Source organism: Pseudarthrobacter phenanthrenivorans Sphe3 (assembly GCF_000189535.1).
Lineage (GTDB): Bacteria > Actinomycetota > Actinomycetes > Actinomycetales > Micrococcaceae > Arthrobacter > Arthrobacter phenanthrenivorans.
This window is the reverse complement of sequence record NC_015145.1, coordinates 776770-793119: the sequence shown is the minus strand read 5'-3', so window position 1 is coordinate 793119 and position 16350 is coordinate 776770. Positions and strand designations below refer to the sequence as shown.

General features: G+C 64.8%; 19 protein-coding genes and 1 tRNA gene. 10 read left to right on the top strand and 10 right to left on the bottom strand.

Features of this window, described 5'->3' with window-relative positions; all coding sequences use genetic code 11:
* Positions 1-24: 24 nt before the first annotated feature.
* The 3 genes from ispF to ASPHE3_RS03780 all read right to left on the bottom strand — a co-directional run bounded on the left by ispF (position 25) and on the right by ASPHE3_RS03780 (position 1928).
* Entirely contained in the window at positions 25-540 is a 516-nt protein-coding gene (ispF, locus tag ASPHE3_RS03790; RefSeq protein ID WP_013599910.1) for a 2-C-methyl-D-erythritol 2,4-cyclodiphosphate synthase, read from the bottom strand.
* A 2-nt stretch (positions 541-542) separates the two neighbouring features.
* Positions 543-1325, bottom strand: a complete 783-nt coding sequence (gene ispD, locus ASPHE3_RS03785) for a 2-C-methyl-D-erythritol 4-phosphate cytidylyltransferase (protein ID WP_013599909.1) — start codon at positions 1323-1325, stop codon at positions 543-545.
* A 120-nt stretch (positions 1326-1445) separates the two neighbouring features.
* Positions 1446-1928 (bottom strand): CarD family transcriptional regulator, encoded by a 483-nt coding sequence (locus ASPHE3_RS03780; RefSeq protein ID WP_009357288.1) that lies wholly within the window; start codon positions 1926-1928, stop codon positions 1446-1448.
* A gap of 272 nt (positions 1929-2200) precedes the next feature.
* Here ASPHE3_RS03780 and ASPHE3_RS03775 point away from each other — a divergent pair, with 272 nt between their 5' ends.
* Positions 2201-2740: a hypothetical protein gene (locus tag ASPHE3_RS03775; RefSeq protein ID WP_041651962.1), complete on the top strand. Its 540-nt coding sequence runs from the start codon at positions 2201-2203 to the stop codon at positions 2738-2740.
* A gap of 101 nt (positions 2741-2841) precedes the next feature.
* Here ASPHE3_RS03775 and ASPHE3_RS03770 read toward each other — a convergent pair whose 3' ends face one another.
* Positions 2842-3522 carry a response regulator transcription factor gene (locus ASPHE3_RS03770; protein ID WP_013599907.1) on the bottom strand — a complete coding sequence of 227 codons (681 nt, stop codon included), beginning with the start codon at positions 3520-3522 and terminating at the stop codon, positions 2842-2844.
* Positions 3519-4766: a sensor histidine kinase gene (locus tag ASPHE3_RS03765; RefSeq protein WP_013599906.1), complete on the bottom strand. Its 1248-nt coding sequence runs from the start codon at positions 4764-4766 to the stop codon at positions 3519-3521. Before ASPHE3_RS03765 ends, ASPHE3_RS03770 begins: the two co-directional genes overlap by 4 nt.
* Positions 4767-4969: 203 nt before the next feature.
* Between ASPHE3_RS03765 and phoU the strand changes: the two genes are divergently transcribed.
* Positions 4970-5632: a phosphate signaling complex protein PhoU gene (gene phoU, locus ASPHE3_RS03760; protein ID WP_013599905.1), complete on the top strand. Its 663-nt coding sequence runs from the start codon at positions 4970-4972 to the stop codon at positions 5630-5632.
* Between the two features lie 83 nt (positions 5633-5715).
* On the opposite strand, the gene ASPHE3_RS03755 is transcribed toward phoU, so the two are convergent.
* Positions 5716-6462: a phosphoglyceromutase gene (locus ASPHE3_RS03755; protein WP_013599904.1), complete on the bottom strand. Its 747-nt coding sequence runs from the start codon at positions 6460-6462 to the stop codon at positions 5716-5718.
* A gap of 83 nt (positions 6463-6545) precedes the next feature.
* Here ASPHE3_RS03755 and ASPHE3_RS03750 point away from each other — a divergent pair, with 83 nt between their 5' ends.
* Positions 6546-7394: a class I SAM-dependent methyltransferase gene (locus ASPHE3_RS03750; RefSeq protein WP_041651961.1), complete on the top strand. Its 849-nt coding sequence runs from the start codon at positions 6546-6548 to the stop codon at positions 7392-7394.
* A 1-nt stretch (position 7395) separates the two neighbouring features.
* On the opposite strand, the gene ASPHE3_RS03745 is transcribed toward ASPHE3_RS03750, so the two are convergent.
* A complete protein-coding gene (locus ASPHE3_RS03745) occupies positions 7396-7752 on the bottom strand; it encodes a DUF2516 family protein (protein WP_041651960.1) in 357 nt (118 codons plus the stop codon).
* Positions 7753-7761: 9 nt separating this feature from the next.
* Positions 7762-8952 (bottom strand): trans-sulfuration enzyme family protein, encoded by a 1191-nt coding sequence (locus tag ASPHE3_RS03740; protein ID WP_013599901.1) that lies wholly within the window; start codon positions 8950-8952, stop codon positions 7762-7764.
* Between the two features lie 117 nt (positions 8953-9069).
* Between ASPHE3_RS03740 and tmk the strand changes: the two genes are divergently transcribed.
* The 5 genes from tmk (at position 9070) to ASPHE3_RS03715 (ending at position 13271) form a co-directional block, all read left to right on the top strand.
* A complete protein-coding gene (gene tmk / locus ASPHE3_RS03735) occupies positions 9070-9765 on the top strand; it encodes a dTMP kinase (RefSeq protein ID WP_013599900.1) in 696 nt (231 codons plus the stop codon).
* Positions 9762-10904, top strand: a complete 1143-nt coding sequence (locus tag ASPHE3_RS03730) for a DNA polymerase III subunit delta' (protein WP_013599899.1) — start codon at positions 9762-9764, stop codon at positions 10902-10904. The genes tmk and ASPHE3_RS03730 overlap by 4 nt, the downstream gene beginning before the upstream one ends.
* Positions 10905-10920: 16 nt before the next feature.
* Positions 10921-12486, top strand: coding sequence for an alpha/beta hydrolase (locus tag ASPHE3_RS03725; protein WP_013599898.1), 1566 nt, complete (start codon positions 10921-10923; stop codon positions 12484-12486).
* 105 nt (positions 12487-12591) lie between these two features.
* Positions 12592-12664: transfer RNA gene (locus tag ASPHE3_RS03720), tRNA-Thr, on the top strand.
* 388 nt (positions 12665-13052) lie between these two features.
* Positions 13053-13271 carry a hypothetical protein gene (locus ASPHE3_RS03715; protein ID WP_013599896.1) on the top strand — a complete coding sequence of 73 codons (219 nt, stop codon included), beginning with the start codon at positions 13053-13055 and terminating at the stop codon, positions 13269-13271.
* A 75-nt stretch (positions 13272-13346) separates the two neighbouring features.
* Here ASPHE3_RS03715 and ASPHE3_RS03710 read toward each other — a convergent pair whose 3' ends face one another.
* A complete protein-coding gene (locus ASPHE3_RS03710; protein ID WP_013599339.1) occupies positions 13347-14549 on the bottom strand; it encodes an IS110 family RNA-guided transposase in 1203 nt (400 codons plus the stop codon).
* Between the two features lie 186 nt (positions 14550-14735).
* Here ASPHE3_RS03710 and ASPHE3_RS21380 point away from each other — a divergent pair, with 186 nt between their 5' ends.
* Together ASPHE3_RS21380 and ASPHE3_RS03700 are read left to right on the top strand one after the other, a co-directional pair.
* On the top strand, positions 14736-15266 hold the full coding sequence (locus ASPHE3_RS21380) for a glycosyltransferase (RefSeq protein ID WP_302050773.1): 531 nt from the start codon (positions 14736-14738) through the stop codon (positions 15264-15266).
* Positions 15267-15412: 146 nt separating this feature from the next.
* Entirely contained in the window at positions 15413-15886 is a 474-nt protein-coding gene (locus ASPHE3_RS03700; RefSeq protein WP_013599894.1) for a glycosyltransferase, read from the top strand.
* 96 nt (positions 15887-15982) lie between these two features.
* On the opposite strand, the gene ASPHE3_RS03695 is transcribed toward ASPHE3_RS03700, so the two are convergent.
* Positions 15983-16267 (bottom strand): hypothetical protein, encoded by a 285-nt coding sequence (locus ASPHE3_RS03695; protein ID WP_013599893.1) that lies wholly within the window; start codon positions 16265-16267, stop codon positions 15983-15985.
* Positions 16268-16350: the final 83 nt, after the last annotated feature.

Sequence of the window (16350 nt, the reverse complement as noted above, 5' to 3'; positions counted from 1 at the left end):
CTCCAGACTAGCCGATGGGTCCGATCAGCCGAGGGGAAGGTGCGGCCTCGGATAGACGAGGGCGGTGGCGACCGCGGAAATGCCTTCCCCGCGGCCCGTGAACCCGAGCCGGTCGCTGGTGGTGGCCGTAACACTGACCGGAGCGTCCGCGGCGTCGCTGAGGACCTGCTGCGATTCTTCCCGCCGCGGGCCGAACTTGGGTCGGTTCGCGACGAACTGCACGGCAACGTTGCTTATTTCGAACCCTGCAGCCCGGACTATCCGTGCGGCTTCGGCGAGCAGCGCGACCCCGGAAGCGCCGGCGAACTCGGGCCGGTCCGTGCCGAAGTGCGTACCCAGGTCACCTATCCCGGCAGCGGAAAACAATGCATCGGCGGCAGCATGGGCCACCGGATCACCATCAGAGTGTCCTGCCAGCCCTCGCTCCCCCGGCCACAGGAGTCCGCCCAGCCACAGCGGACGGGGCTGGTCCTCGGGGGTGTAAGCATGGACATCGAGCCCGATTCCCGTGCGGGGGATGATCATGTCCGCAGGTCCCATTCCTAGCCTTCCACCCAGCGTGCACCCAAAGGGCCTTCCAGCAGGCCCTCGGCGAGGATCAGGTCCAGCGGCGTGGTGATCTTCAAGGACTGCGTGGATCCCCGCACCACATGGACGGGTGTGCCCAACATTTCAACGAGCATTGCGTCGTCCGTGACGGCGGCGGACTCGTTGGGGGCGAGGCCCTGCGCGGCCTCATGGGCCTTCAGCAGGGTTTCGAGGTGGAAGCCCTGCGGCGTCTGGACTGCGCGGAGCTCCTCCCGGGGTGCGGTTCCCGTAACGATCTCCGGGGCGAAGCTGGCGTCTGTCCCCGTGGTGGGCGCAACCGTCTTGACCGTGTCCACAACCGCCACAGCGGGAATGACCGCCGCTGCACCCGCGGCCAATGCCTCAGAAACGCGGTGGAAGACGGATTCGGGGGTAAGGGCGCGCGCGGCGTCATGGACCAGAACCGCCTCGATGCCGTCCATCAGGGCAGCGATGCCCGCCCGCACGGAATCCGCACGCGTACTGCCGCCGTCCACGACGCTCAGGAGGGGGCCGCCGTCGGCCAGTTCTTCGCGGAACTCGTCGCAGAGCCGCCGGAGGGGCTCATCACCCGGGGGCAGCGCGACGCACACCTGGGTGGCGGCGCCGGACGCAACAATGCCGCGGAGGGCATGCATCAGGATCGGCTCGCCGCCGAGTGGTACCGCTGCTTTCGGCATGCCATAGCCCAGTCGTTGCCCAGAACCTGCTGCCACCAGGATCACGGCGGTGACCAGGCGGGTGGGTGATTCGCTCATGCGGACTAGCCTACGTCCCCGCGGGCAGCGGATGCCGAAACTGTGGGCTCAATCCGGCTGGCAGCGTTTCAGGGCAAAAAGAAGCCCCGGCGGCACCTGGGTGCCGCCGGGGTTCAATTCTTAGGAAGCCAGGACCTCGTCAAGAACGCTTGCAGCCTTCTCTTCGTCGGTCTTCTCAGCCAGCGCCAGCTCTGAAATCAGAATCTGCCGTGCCTTGGCCAGCATTCGCTTCTCGCCTGCGGAAAGGCCCCGATCGTGATCGCGGCGCCACAGGTCGCGGACGACCTCTGCAACCTTGATGACGTCACCGGAAGCAAGCTTCTCCAGGTTTGCCTTGTACCTGCGCGACCAGTTGGTGGGCTCTTCCGTGAACTCGGCGCGAAGCACATCAAACACGTGCTCCAAGCCATCCTTGCCCACGACATCGCGAACCCCAACAAGGTCAACGTTTTCTGCTGGAACTTCAATGGTCAGATCACCCTGAGCCACCTTGAGCTTGAGATACATTTTCTCTTCGCCCTTGATGGTGCGCATCTTGATTTCTTCAATCTTCGCAGCACCGTGGTGAGGGTAAACTACTGTCTCGCCGACCTCAAATACCATGTGGACATTTCCCCTTTCCCGCTGACCAGTTTATCACGTTTCAGGCATATGACCGGCCCGCGAGGGCGCCGCGAACCGCAGAAATACGCGGAAAATAGGCCCAATCCACCCCTCCTACCCTCTTGACGAACGCGGATAATAGTGCATGCTCCCTACTCAGAGGAAGGGGGATGTGACAGCGCCGAATCCTCGTTTGGCCCGCTTTGCGGATAGGCTATGCGTGATTAATGTTTCAAGACTCTTGAGGAGTACGCGACGTGCGTTTCACTGCGATGACCCGGGCCCAGCGCGGCAAACTGGCACTGACGGCAGCCGCCCTTGGCGTCGGACTGTTGGCGTCGGGCTGCGGGTACACCAATGCCCAGCAGACAACTGCGCAGTACCAGTCGTCGGACGGCATCATTACCGACCTCGGGCCGCTGAAGTTGCGCAACATCCTCATCATCTCTGCCGGCGAGGACCAGCCCGGCCGAGTCATCGGCGCGGTCTACAACTCGTCCTCCCAGGATGTGACGCTGACCCTCAATGGTGCCGAAGGCTCGCAGACGGAAGTTCCGGTCAAGGCCAATTCCTCAACTCTGCTCAATGACAGCTCCGACGAAGCCATCCTGAGCACAACGGGTGGAATCCCGGGCTCCCTGGTTGACGTCAAGATCAGCGAAAGCGGCACCAACGTGAGCAACACGGTCAAGGTGCCCGTCCTGGACGCCACGCTCGAGGAGTACAAGGAGTACCTGCCCGCCGGCAGCACGGTTTCGCCTTCTCCCACGCCGTCCCCGACGGCCTCTGAGCTGGGCGGCTCGAACCACTAGGCCCAGGCACGGATACAAGCAAGGGCAACATAAAAGGGAGGGGCCGTTCGGCCCCTCCCTTTTATGTTGCCCTTTTCCAGCTCCAGCCAGGCCCTGGCAGCCTAGGGTTCGAACTTGTAGCCAAGCCCCCGGACGGTCACCAGGTAGCGAGGAGCTGAAGGATCCGGCTCGATCTTGCCGCGGAGCCGCTTTACGTGCACGTCGAGGGTCTTGGTGTCCCCCACGTAGTCCGAGCCCCACACGCGGTCGATGAGCTGGCCCCGGGTCAGGACGCGGCCGGAATTCCGCAGGAGCATCTCAAGGAGCTCGAACTCTTTGAGCGGGAGCAGCACCTGCTCCCCGCCCACGCTCACCACGTGGCGTTCAATGTCCATCCGGACCGGGCCGGCCTGGACCGTTGAGGAAATCAGTTCTTCCGGCTCTCCCTGGCGCCTCAGGACCGCCCTGACCCGGGCAACGAGTTCGCGGGAGGAATAGGGTTTGGTCACGTAATCGTCGGCACCGAGTTCCAGCCCTACCACCTTGTCGATTTCCGCGTCCTTGGCGGTCAGCATGATCACCGGGACGCTGGAGCGCTGGCGGAGCTGGCGGCACACCTCAGTTCCTGACTGCCCGGGAAGCTGCAGGTCCAGCAGCACCAGGTCCGCCCCGTTCCGGTCGAATTCCGTGATGGCGTCCAGGCCGTTGTCCACGACCTCCACCTCAAAGCCTTCCTTGCCCAGCAAATAGGACAAAGGATCGCTGAATGATTCCTCATCCTCCACAATCAAGATCCTGCTCAAGCGTTTGCTCCTCGTTCTGTTGCGCCGGCGGCGCGGGGTACTGGGGTGACAGGTGGCTTGCCGGAAGCCTGGCGGGCCGTGCCGGCGGCCGGGGTGGCAGCAGGCGTGGCTTCTTCTCCGGCTTCCTGGCCTTCCATTTCCGGCAGTCGGAGGGTGAAAGTCGATCCCTGGCCCGGCTGGGACCACAGGGTGACTTCGCCGCCGTGGTTGGAGGCGACGTGCTTGACGATGCTCAGGCCCAGGCCGGTTCCGCCGGTATGGCGGGAGCGTGCCGCATCAACCCGGTAAAACCGTTCAAAGACCCTCTCCTGGTCCTCGGGGCTGAGGCCCTCGCCCTGGTCCGTCACGGAAATGGAGACCAAGCCGTCCCTGCTGCGCACACCGATGCCCACCCTGGTGTTTTCCGGCGAGTAGCGGATGGCGTTATCAATCAGGTTCCGCAGCGCCGTCACCAGGAGGTCCTGGTCACCGAATACCTTCGCCTCGGTCCGGCCACCCACAATGATCCGGATGTTCTTGCTCTCAGCCGGAAGCTGCGAGCGGTCAACGGCCTCGGCAATGACCGCGTTGACGTCAACCGGGCCGCCCTGCTGGATGACGCTGGCGCCCTGCAGCCGGGAGAGTTCGATGATGTCCTGCACGAGGGCGGCGAGCCGGCCCGACTCCTTGTGCATACGCTTGGCGAAGCGCCGGACGGCCAGTTCGTCGTCGGCCGATGATTCCAGGGCTTCGGCAAGCAGGGAGATGGCCCCAACGGGAGTCTTCAGTTCGTGGGATACGTTGGCCACGAAGTCGTTCCGGATCTCCTCCGTCCTGGTGATTTCGGTGCGGTCATCCGCCAGGAGCAGGATGTATTCCTCGCCGAGCATTGCGGCCCGGACCTGGACAATGATGGTCCCCTGCCCCAGCGGGCCGCGCGGAAGCTCCAGCCGCTTCTCCAGGATGACGCCATCCCGGCGGACACCGGCAGTCATGTCCAGCAGTTCCTTGTGGACTACCGTGTGTCCGCGGACCAGTCCATAGGCATAGGCGGCCGGGCTGGCCCGGACCACGCCATCCACGGCGTCCACCACCACAAAGGCACGTCCGACGACGGCCAGCACCTCAGCGGCGCCGGCCGGCAGGGCGATTTCCTCGGCATCCACGTCCAGCAGTTGGCGCTGCTTCTCGCTGACCCGGTATGCGAGGACGCCGAACGTGCCGAGCGCCAGGCCGATGAGGCCGGCCACCAGGCCGATGAGCATAGGATCCACAGCTCCACCTTATGCTCTTGCTGGCCGCAGTTCGGCGCGTCCGGGCCGCCTCCCGGAACGGTTCAACTAACGTTCACCTTCAAGGGCCTAACCGTTTACCGTGCAGTGGCACAGTGGTTAGTTGGAGTGCCGAATGGCGACGCGATTCCTGCTGCCGTGAGGACTGGCGGGAGTTACTAGGAAAGGACGCCTAAGTGCGTAAGGTTTTTCAGGAAGAGCTGACCCAGGTCGGTGACCAGCTGGTGGAGATTTCCCGGCTGGTCAGCGAAGCGATGGAAAAGGCAACCACGTCTTTTGAAGTGGCGGACGTGGACCTCGCACAGGACGTCATTGCTGCGGACGCCCGCATCGATTTCCTGCAGAACAGCCTTGACGAGAGGGCCATCGACATCCTGGCCCTGCAGGGTCCCGTGGCCAGCGACCTGCGGATGATTGTGGGCTCGCTCCGGATGAGCGCCTCACTGGAACGGATGGGCGATCTTGCCCGCCACATCGCCCAGCTGGCCCGCCTGCGCTACCCCTCCACGGTCATTCCCTCGTCCATGACGGATACCTTCAAGCGCATGGCCGAACTGGACAAGGAAATTGCCCGGAAGCTGACAGTGCTGCTGGAAACGCGTGACCTTGAGGTGGCCCGGGACATCCTGAAGGCGAACAGCGCCATCAACGATCTCCACCTCAGCGTCTTCAAGGCCATAGCAGCGCCTGAATGGACGGAATCACCCGCTACCACCGTGGATGTTGCCCTGGCGAGCCGCTACTTTGAGCGCTTTGCAGACCACGGTGTGTCTGTGGCCCAGAAGGTCACCTACCTGGTGACCGGCGCTTGGCAGCCCACGGGTACAGAGCACAGCTGAGAACCCGTACGGAGTTTTGGACATACGACGGCGGGCTGGTCACCTAAGGTGACCAGCCCGCCGTCGTTGTTCCAGACTGTGCGTTACTTCTTGCCCTGGTTGGCGACGGCCAGGATAGCCTGCTCGGCAGCTTCCGGGTCGAGGTAGGTTCCGCCGGGCTTGATCGGCTGGAAGTTCTCGTCGAGGTCGTAGACCAGGGGGATGCCCGTGGGGATGTTGAGGCTGGCGATGGCTTCGTCGCTGATGCCGTCCAGGTGCTTGACCAGGGCGCGGAGCGAGTTGCCGTGGGCGGTGACCAGGACAGTCTTGCCGGCCTTGAGGTCTTCCTTGATGTCCGACTCCCAGTACGGCAGCAGGCGCACGAGGACGTCCTTCAGGCATTCGGTCCGCGGAAGGGCGTCGCCGAGGTCTGCGTAGCGGGGGTCGTGGGCCTGGGAGAACTCGGAATCGTCGTCCAGGGGCGGCGGCGGCGTGTCGTAGGAACGGCGCCACTCCATGAACTGCTCTTCGCCGTACTCGGCGAGGGTCTGGGCCTTGTCCTTGCCCTGCAGGGCGCCGTAGTGGCGCTCGTTCAGGCGCCAGTCGCGCTTGACCGGGATCCAGCCGCGGTCGGCCTTGTCCAGGGCGATGTTTGCCGTGTTGATGGCACGCTTCAGCAGCGAGGTGTAGACGATGTCCGGGAGAACCTCGTTCTCAACCAGGAGTTCCCCGCCCCGTGCTGCTTCCTGGCGGCCCTGGTCGTTGAGGTCAACGTCCACCCAGCCGGTGAACAGGTTCTTGGCGTTCCATTCGCTGTGGCCATGGCGCAGCAGAATCAGCTTGTAAGTCATGAATTTCATCCTAGCCGAGCGCTGACGCCACCCGCCCAGCGTTACAAACGCTGCCCATTCCGCACGCAGGATAGGGTAGGGCGGTGGTTCAAAAGGCTGAGCGGGTTGCTGCCCCGCAACTCTCGGGCAGGAACAGGGCCGGCCGGCAAGGCAAACCGGTGGGCAACGTAACCCGCGGCACCACCAACCCCAACCGGATGCGCAGGGTGGACCGCTGGCTTGCTGGTCCGCAGGGCTGGCGGCTGCGGAAGGCCGTGGACCCGCTGATCGTGGACCTGGGCTACGGCGCTTCGCCAGCCACCGCCGTCGAACTTCATGACCGGCTCTCCGCCGTCCGGCCTGACGTGCAGGTCTACGGAATAGAGATTGAACCGGGACGGGTCCGGGCGGCCCTCCCCCTCGAGCGGCCGGGACTCAGCTTCCGGGTGGGCGGTTTTGAACTGCCCGTACCCGGCCAGCCTGTGCTGGTGCGTGCGTTCAATGTCCTGCGCCAGTACGAGGAAGCGGACGTGGCCGGAATCTGGCGGCTGGTGCAGGACCGGCTTGCCCCCGGCGGCCTGTTCGTCGACGGTACCTGCGACGAGATAGGGCGCCGCGTCGCGTGGATTGCCCTTGATGCGGAGCGGCCGGTGTCGCTCAGCATCTCCGTCCGGTTCGGCAGCTTCGAACTTCCCTCCGACGTTGCCGAACGGCTGCCGAAGGCGCTGATCCACCGCAACGTACCGGGCGAACCCGTGCACGCCCTGATGCAGGCGATGGATCGGGCCTGGCTGGAGTGTGCTCCACTCGCGGCCTTTGGAAACCGGCAGCGCTGGCAAGGGATGTGCAGCAGCCTGCGGGACGCGGGGTGGCCGGTACAGGACGGGCCTTCACGGTGGCGCCTTGGCGAACTCACCGTGGACTGGGACTCGGTGGCGCCAAACGCCGGCTAGGTCACCAGGGGCCGTACGGCCCGGTGTTGCGGCTGCCGCCCCGCCCGGCGTCCTTGACCGCCGGCCGCACGTCAGCCAGGTACACGGAGGCCGCGACGACGGCGGCGAGCCCGAACAGCCCCAGCGTGCCAAGGAAGCCGCCGCCGCCTCCGCCCAGCAGGGAGAGGGCACCCACCAGGGCCGCGCCGCCGGTGAGTGCCAGCCAGAAGGTCTTGGTCCGCTTGCCGGTTGCCTCGAACGCATTGGCACGGTGCCGGGCGCAGTCCACCACGGCCCAGAGCTCCAGCCCCAGCGCAACCAGGGCAAGGATAAGGAACACTGCCTGCTCTACAGGCCGAATAATCATTTCACCGTCCACAAGCCCAGCCTAGCCGCCCAGCGCGTCCAGCGCCTGCTTCAGATCGGCCCAGAGGTCCTCCACGTTTTCGATGCCGACGCTGAGCCGCACCAGGTTCTCCGGGACGCTGGCCGGTTCAGCCGTGTGCCGCCGTCGGCGTTCAATGAGGGACTCAACCCCGCCCAGCGACGTTGCGGGCAGCCAGAGATGAAGTGCGCGGACCAACTGGTCTGCGGCGTCAGCGCCGCTCAACCCTGCGGCCGGGGCCACCTGGATGCAAATGATGGAACCGAACCCCTTCATTTGCGCCTTGGCGCGTTCATGGCCGGGGTCGGCGGGCAGGCCCGGGAAGCGGATGGACTCGACCGCGGGATGTTCCTTCAGCCGTTCCGCCAGGACGGTGGCGGAGGCCTGGGACCGTTCTATCCGGAGCGCCAGGGTCCGCAGTCCGCGCAGTGCCAGCCAGGCTTCAAAGGGGCCGGCGATCCCGCCATGGATGATGCGGTGGTGCAGCAGTGCGGACCGGATGTCCGGGTTGGACGTGACCAGGGCGCCCAGGACAACATCGGAGTGGCCGGCGAGGTACTTGGTCACCGAGTGCAGGACGACGTCGGAACCCAGCAGGAGGGGTTGCTGCACCAGGGGCGTGGAGAACGTGTTGTCCGTAACGACTATTGCCCCTACCGCGTGCGCGTCCTCGGTGAGGGCGGCAACGTCGGCAATGCCGAGCATTGGGTTGGTGGGGCTCTCCAGCCACAGCATGGCGGCGCGTCGCGCTTCTGGACCGTGGGGCGCGAGGGCTTCCCTGACGGCCCCGGTATCGGCAATATCCACAGTCCGGAGCTCGATGAACCCCTTCTGGGCAAGCTCAGCGGCCATGACCAGGGAACCGGAGTAGCTGTGCGTGGGCATGACCAGCACTCCCCCTGCCGGGATCAGCGACAGCGCCGAACTCACGGCCGCAAGCCCTGACGCGTACAGCAGGCCCGGCAGGTCGGAACCCTCCAACTGGCCGAGGGCCTCTTCAAAGGGGTCCCAGGTGGGATTGGAGTAGCGGCCGTAGCCGCGGTCGCCGTCGCCCAGCGGGCCGCTGCCGAAGTAAGTGGAGGAAAGGACGATCGGCTGGTTAACCGGCTGGTCCCTTTCCCTCGGGGGACGTCCGGACGCAACCACTACCGTTTCGGCTGACAGGGCCGCCGCCTGCTGTTCGGAAAGACTCATGGTGACAGCGTACTGTCCGCCACTGACAGCCTCGAAAGCTGTTACCGGCCGCCTTAGACGGCCCCCGGGCAGGCAGCCTAATCGGGAAATGTCAGCGGGGGTCGGTAGGCTTGAGGGGTGAGCAAACAAAGGTCCGGTCTCTTCATCGCGTTTGAAGGCGGCGACGGCGCGGGCAAGTCCACCCAGGCTGCGCTGCTTGCTGAAACGCTCGAAGCACGAGGCTTGGCCGTTCTGCGCACACGGGAACCGGGCGGGACGCCTATTGGCGAGAAACTGCGTTCGCTGGTCCTGGACCATGGCCACGGGCTTATCGATGCACACACCGAAGCCCTGATCTTTGCCGCCTCCCGGGCTGCCCATGCCAGCCAGGTGATCCGGCCGGCCCTGGAGCGCGGCGAGGTTGTCCTGACGGACCGGTACATCGACTCCTCGGTTGCCTACCAGGGGGCGGGGCGGGCACTGGGTGAGGACGCGGTGCGGTCCCTGAACGAATGGGCAACGTCCGGCCTGCAGCCGCACCTCACCGTCCTGCTGGATGTTGATCCCGCCGTGGGCCGCAGCCGCCGGACGGCCGGCGACGCCGCCGAGGACCGAATGGAGTCTGAGGCTGACGAGTTCCATGCCCGGATCCGTGACGCTTTCCTGGACCTGGCGCGCCGCCGTCCGGAGTCCTACCTCGTGCTGCCGGCGCACCATCCCGTCAGCGAACTTTCCTCCCGGATCCTTGCCCGCGTGGACGCCCTCCTTGCCGGGAACGCACCGGCCCGGGCTGGGGCGGACGCCGGTGCACCCGGGGTCGGCGGCCACCCATGACCGTCTGGGATGACCTCCAGGGGCAACCCGCCGTCGTCGAACAGCTGCGTCAAGCCTCCAGCGGCGAAGGCCTGACGCATGCCTGGCTGTTCACAGGCCCCCCGGGATCCGGACGTTCCAACGCGGCGAAGGCCTTTGCTGCGGCCCTGAACTGCGACCAGGATGACGTCAGCCTGCGCGGCTGCGGAAGCTGCGCCGCCTGCCTGACCATCCTGGGAGAAACCCACTCGGACGTCACGTTCGTCCGGACCGAAAAGGTCACCATCACCATTGACGAGGCCCGGGAGCTGGTCGCCACTGCCGGGAACCGGCCTTCCTCCGGACGGTGGCGCATCATCGTAGTGGAAGACGCTGACCGGATGGCCGAACGGACCACCAACGTCCTGCTTAAGGCCATCGAGGAACCCACGCCCCGGACCGTGTGGATGCTTTGCGCGCCGTCCCCGGCAGACGTCCTGGTGACCATCCGCTCCCGCTGCCGCAGCGTCGCCTTGAGGCTTCCGCCAGCATCAGACGTGGCAGCCCTGCTGGTGAAGCGCGACGGCGTGGACCCGGCATTGGCGGAACAGGCGGCCAGGGCGGCACAAAGCCACGTGGGGATTGCCCGGCGGCTGGCGCGGGATCCAGCGGCGAGGGAACGCCGGCTAGAGACAGTGCGGTTCCCCCTGGGACTGCGCGGGGTCACAGCCGCGGTGATGATGGCGGACAAGCTTGTCAAGATTGCCACCACCGAAGCCAACAGTTCCAACGAGGAACGGGACGCCGCCGAAAAGGCGGCGCTGCTGGCCACCCTTGGTGCGCCCGAATCCGGGACCCTTCCGCCGGCCATGCGGAGCCAGGTGAAGCAGCTCGAGGAGGACCAGAAACGCCGGGCCAAGCGCTCCATCACGGACTCGCTGGACCGCACCTTGACGGATCTCCTCTCGTTCTACCGGGATGTGTTGATCATCCAGCTCGGGAATGCTGTGGAGCTGGTGAACGTTGAGTTGAGGAGTGAATTGGAGGAATTCGCCCGCCGTTCCACTCCGGAGTCCACTCTTGCCCGGATGGACGCCATCAACACAGCCCGCGAACGCATCACCACCACCAACGTTGCACCGCTGTTGACCATTGAGTCCATGGCAGCCAGCCTGATCTAGTCCTTCAAGGAGACCGATGACTGCCCGCCCTCTGCCCGCACGCCCACGATCTGCGGCTCCAGGCGTCCGTGCCCTCGGCGCCATGGTCCTTGCCATGGTCCTGGCCTCCTGCAGCCTGCTCAACGGTGGTGACAGCAGCCAGGAGGCTGCCACGGCCAAAGCGGACCCCTCGATCGTTGCCAGCGCTCCGGCAGGGCTGGAAGAGTTCTACTCCCAGGAAGTCGTCTGGGAGCCGTGCGAGAGCCAGTTCCAGTGTGCCAAGGTGACCGTGCCCATGGACTATGACAATCCGGACGGCGAAACCATCCAGCTCGCCGCACTGAGGGCCTCCAGCACGGGCAAGAAGACGGGCAGCCTGCTGGTCAACCCCGGCGGCCCCGGCGCCTCAGGCTATGACTTCGTCAAGGATGCCGCAGGCACCCACTTTTCGCAGCCTGTGCGCGATGCTTTCGACCTGGTGGGCTTTGACCCGCGGGGTGTCAAACGCTCGGCACCGGTTACCTGTATGACCGACGCCGAACGCGATGCCGCCAGGGCGAAGATCTACGACCTGGAAACGGACGCCGGTTTGGCCGCAGCCTTGGCGGACAACAAAGCCATTGCTGCCCAATGCGGGGAGCAGACAGGCCCCGTGCTGGCGCACATCGACACTGTAAGTTCGGCTAAGGACCTGGACATCCTTCGGGCCGTAGTCAACGACCCCAAGCTCAACTACCTCGGCTACTCCTACGGAACATTCCTGGGCTCCACATACGCCTCGCTGTTCCCGGACAACGTGGGACGGATGGTCCTGGACGGGGCGCTGGATCCGTCCATCAGCAATGAAGAACTCACCAGCGGCCAAGCCCGTGCGTTCGAGAAGGCCCTCCGTGCCTACGTCGCCAGCTGCCTGGGCCAGGACGGCTGCCCGCTGAGCGGGGATGTGGACTCCGGGGTCCAGCAGATCCGGGACCTGATCGCCGCGGTCCAGGAAACTCCCCGCACGGCAAAGGACGGGCGGGTGGTCAACGACACCATGTTCGTCAGCGGCCTCATCACCCCGCTCTACAACGACCAAAGCTGGCCCGCACTGACCCAGGCGCTGGAAGCTGCCATGACAGGGGATGTGAGCCTGATGCTGCGGCTCGCAGACCTGGGTGCAGACCGTTCCTCCAACGGCACCTACACGTCCAACTCAACCTTCGCGTTCAATGCCATTAACTGCCTCGACTACCCCATGGAGTCGGACACCGCCGCCATGCGGGCCGAGCAGCAAAGCCTGATGCAGGACTCCCCCACGTTCGGGTACTTCTTCGCTTACGGCGGGACAAACTGCGTGGACTGGCCGCATGACAGTGTGCGGGCCCCTGCGCCTGTGAAGTACGACGGCGATTCGCCCATCGTGGTGATCGGTACCACCGGCGATCCGGCCACTCCCGTGGAATGGGCAGCATCACTCCGCAAGCAGCTGGGCAACGCCGCACTGTTGACGTGGGAAGGCGAGGGCCACACCGCCTACGGCCGTTCCAACGCGTGCCTCGAAGACGCGGTTGACGCCTACCTGGTCAACGGACAGGTGCCCGCCGACAACACCGTGTGCTGAAGGCCTCATACCGGGGCTGCCGCCCCATTTTGACCCGGGCGCGGGGACTCTATTACAGTTGACTCTTGCATGAAGCGCCCGGTTCCGCCGGGGATTTCGTGCGGTGCTTCCTTAGCTCAGTCGGTAGAGCGTTTCACTCGTAATGAAAAGGTCATCAGTTCGATTCTGATAGGAAGCTCGGGATAAACCCCGGACAGCCCCTAAATCTAGGGGTTTCCGGGGTTTTTCGCTGGTTAAGGTGGAGTCTTTCCGGGGAAGGGCACACCAGATGTTCGAGTAAAGCGCGCTCGAAGCGCAGCCAATGACCCAGTATTCTGCATGGCATGGCTACAGGGGGAACAGACGCCGATGGGGACACGGAGACGAAGGCCGCTCCGGTCGAGGACGGTGGCTCGATGGAGCTCGTCCGCTTGCCCGCTTGGGAAGTAATGAATGAGCGCACCTCGGACTAGCAGCTGACAGGGTGCGGGCAGCCATTGGTTACCCAGGAAAGGCTGCAGAATCTTCCCGGGTCAAGAGGAAGTAGTTTCTGGCCAGCCCGAAAAGGAGGCGGCCATAATGGGTTCATGAGCCTGAGAGCGTCTACCGCGGAGGACCCTTCTGGGGAGTGCGGCGGCCTCGGGGCGGCGACCGAAGTCGCCGACGACGGAAGAATCCGCACATCGTGGCGGGCCGCCGTCGTGATGACCTCCACAGGCGGGCAAGCCAAGCTCCGTGACATGCCCTCCGCCGCGAGCACTCCCGGAGACGGCACCGTACATGCTGTGCTGCCGGTCCCATCATGACCGGACAGCCAGGGCGGCGCCCGCCACTCGACGTAATGTTCCTCAGCGGTGACATTGGGAATCTCAATGTTTCTGTCAAGCCGCCTGAGCGGTGATGCGTGGCATTGGTTCCTGGTAGATGGTGTGGTCACGGAGCATCGCCCAGAGGACGTTGATGCGACGTCTGGCGAGGGCGATGAGGGCCTGTTTATGCGACTTTCCTTCTCCGCGCTTCCGGTCGTAATAGGTTCTTGAGGCCGCGCTGTTCTTCAAGCTGGAGAGGGCGGCGAGGTAACAGGTCCGCAGGAGCCTGCGGTTAAAGCGACGTGGTCGGTGCAGGTTCCCGCTGATTCGTCCGGAATCGCGCGGGACGGGAGCCAGCCCCGCGACGCTGGCGAGCCGGTCGACTGAGTCAAACGCGTCCAGGTTGCCGCCGATGTTCGCGAGAAAAGTAGCTGCGAGTACGGGGCCGAAGCCCGGCATGGTGAGCAAAACATCGGCGCTGTCGTGCTTCCCGAACAGGTCCGTGATCTGGGCATCGATGCCGGCGATCTCCGCATCGAGAGTGCTGATTTGCCCGGCCAGCCGGACGACCAGGGCAGAGCCTGTGGTCTGAGTTGGCAGTACGGTGTGCTGGGAGTTTGCGGCTATCAGTGCCTTCTCTGCCATCTTGGCACTATTGCGGCAGCCGCGTTTCCTCAGCCAACCGGTGAGCCGAGCTAGTCCGATCCGCCGGATGCCCTCGGGTGTCTGGTAGCCGCCCAGGAGGACCAGGGGCGCCTGTTTGGAGTAGTCGAACGCACGCTCGAGAGCCGGGAAATATTCCAGCAAGGTGGCGCGGAGCCTGTTGATCGCCCGGACACGGTCGCAGATCAGATCCGTACGGCGGGCGGTGAGGAGCCGCAGGTCAACGCTGATCTGGTCCGTGCGGCGGACTGGTTGGAGGTCCGTGCGCATCCGTGCCTGGTCAGCGATGATCCTGGCATCTTTCGCGTCGGTCTTGCCATCTCCGCGGTAGGTCTCCGCAGCGTGATGCACGATCCGTCCAGGTATATAGAGCAGTTGCTGGGCGTGCGCGGCCAACAACTCGATCAACAGGGCCGCTCCGCCGGAATTCAGATCCGTGGCCCAGCAGACTTCGCCCCCGGCCGCGATCTCCGCGATCGTGGCTATGAGTTCGAGCACTGCGTTTTCGTCGTTCTCGACCCGTTTCGAGAGCAGCACGGTCCCCGTCTGATCGATCACGACGCAATGATGTGCTCTTTTGCCTGAGTCGATTCCTACCCAGAATGCCGGCATGTTCAGTCTCCTTCGATCAGCTCCAATTTCGGTTGGCCCTGTCGATAACTACGCCGGCACGTCCTTACCCAACGATCAATGTCGTAATTCTCAATCAGCGGTCGAGTCATCGGCGGGCAGCGGGCGGCCATTCCCAGTGAGCCATCCAAGCGGCAGGGCGACCTAGGCCATACCCGCCACCCGAGGGTGATCGAAACACTACGACAGCTCCGAAATCACCCACAACAAAATCGTAAGGACATTGGGGGCAACCTCCCGCCAACCTTCGCGATCGCCGGAGAACTAGCGCGGCGTGGCCATCACGTGACCATCGCCGGCGTGCGCCCGCGCGCCCAGGGGCCAGCCCCCGCAGGCGTGACGATGGTGCCGTTGCCCTCCCTGGCACAAATGGACGTCACCAGGCCTACAGGGAGGTTTGGTCACCTGCCTGCGCTGATGCGGATGGCACTGGGGCGAGGAACCGCCCGGGATGTCCGCTCCCTGCTTGCCAGCCAACGTGCTGACGTGATCGTTGTTGACGGCGTCATGCTCGCTTCGCTGCGGGAAGCCCTCAGCACCGGTACCCCGTCCGCCGTGCTGTTTCACTCGCTCGGGAAGTTCTGGGAGCAGGGCATGGGCAACCCGGCCCTGAACGTGGCACTGCGGCCTTTTGGCCTCAGCCCCATGGCTCTCCTGAGCGGTGTGCTGCGCGGCTCCTGCCCACCGACCGCGCCATAGATCCCGCCGGGCAAGAAGCGTGCCGGATCGCGTTCGAATGGCTCGGCACAACCGAGCAGGCAAGTCCCCCTGTCCCCCGCGCGCCCGGAAACCCGCCGCTCATCCTTGTCAGCCTCAGCACCGTTTGGCAAAAGGACCACGAGGACGTGTACCGGAGGATCATCATCGCGTTGGGGCAACTGACAAAGGGCACGTCAGCAGTGCGGGCCATAGTGACCACCGGCGGAATGCCGATACAAATTGGGCAGTCGCTCCCGGCCAATGTGGAACTCCAGGGGCGGATTCCCCACGAGCAGATCATGCCCCACGTCGACCTTGTCATCGGCCACGGCGGACACTCCACCACCCTCAAAGCCCTCGCTCACAGCATCCCCCTCCTGGTGCTGCCGCTGGACCCTTCATCCGACCAACCACTCATAGGCAGCGTCGTCGAACGCAACGGGCTCGGCCGTACCCTCTCCGCAGAAGCGGCTCCAGAAACTATCAGCAAAACCATCAACGACATCCTTACAGACCCGGCCATCCTTGATGCCACAGCACGCACGGGCGAACGCCTCCGCAGCCAGGATGGAGCGCGGAAAGGAGCCGACTGCATCGAAAGGATCGGTTACCGTCCCTGAGACCAGCACGCTTCCTCGGAACTGTTCTGGATTGCCGAACCTGCCCGGAGCGAACGAGGTTGCCCATGCACGTAAGAGTGCACGAAAGCGTACCTGTCAGCCACGAAGGCTGAAGTAGCTCTTCGGGTCGTCGGTGCCCAGGAGGTCGTGTTGGAAGGCGATGGCATCCACCGGCCGGGTGTCCACGAACAGGACCGCAACCTCCCGGGAGTGGACCACGGTGTAGCGGGTTGGGCCTTCCACCCAGGAATGGATCCCGGTGTACTCCTCGACGAACAACCCGTCGCCGAGCAGGCCCCGCTCATTGAGCAGGTCATAGACAACATTCCAGGCGAGATCCATGAGTTCGTGGATCGCGGCCTCAACAGTTGGAGCCGTCATAGCTCCATGGTGCTCCCGGGCACTGACAGTCTCGCGGACGACGGCGGGCGTGTCTGTGGGTGGCGTCTGCACGCACGGAGCGG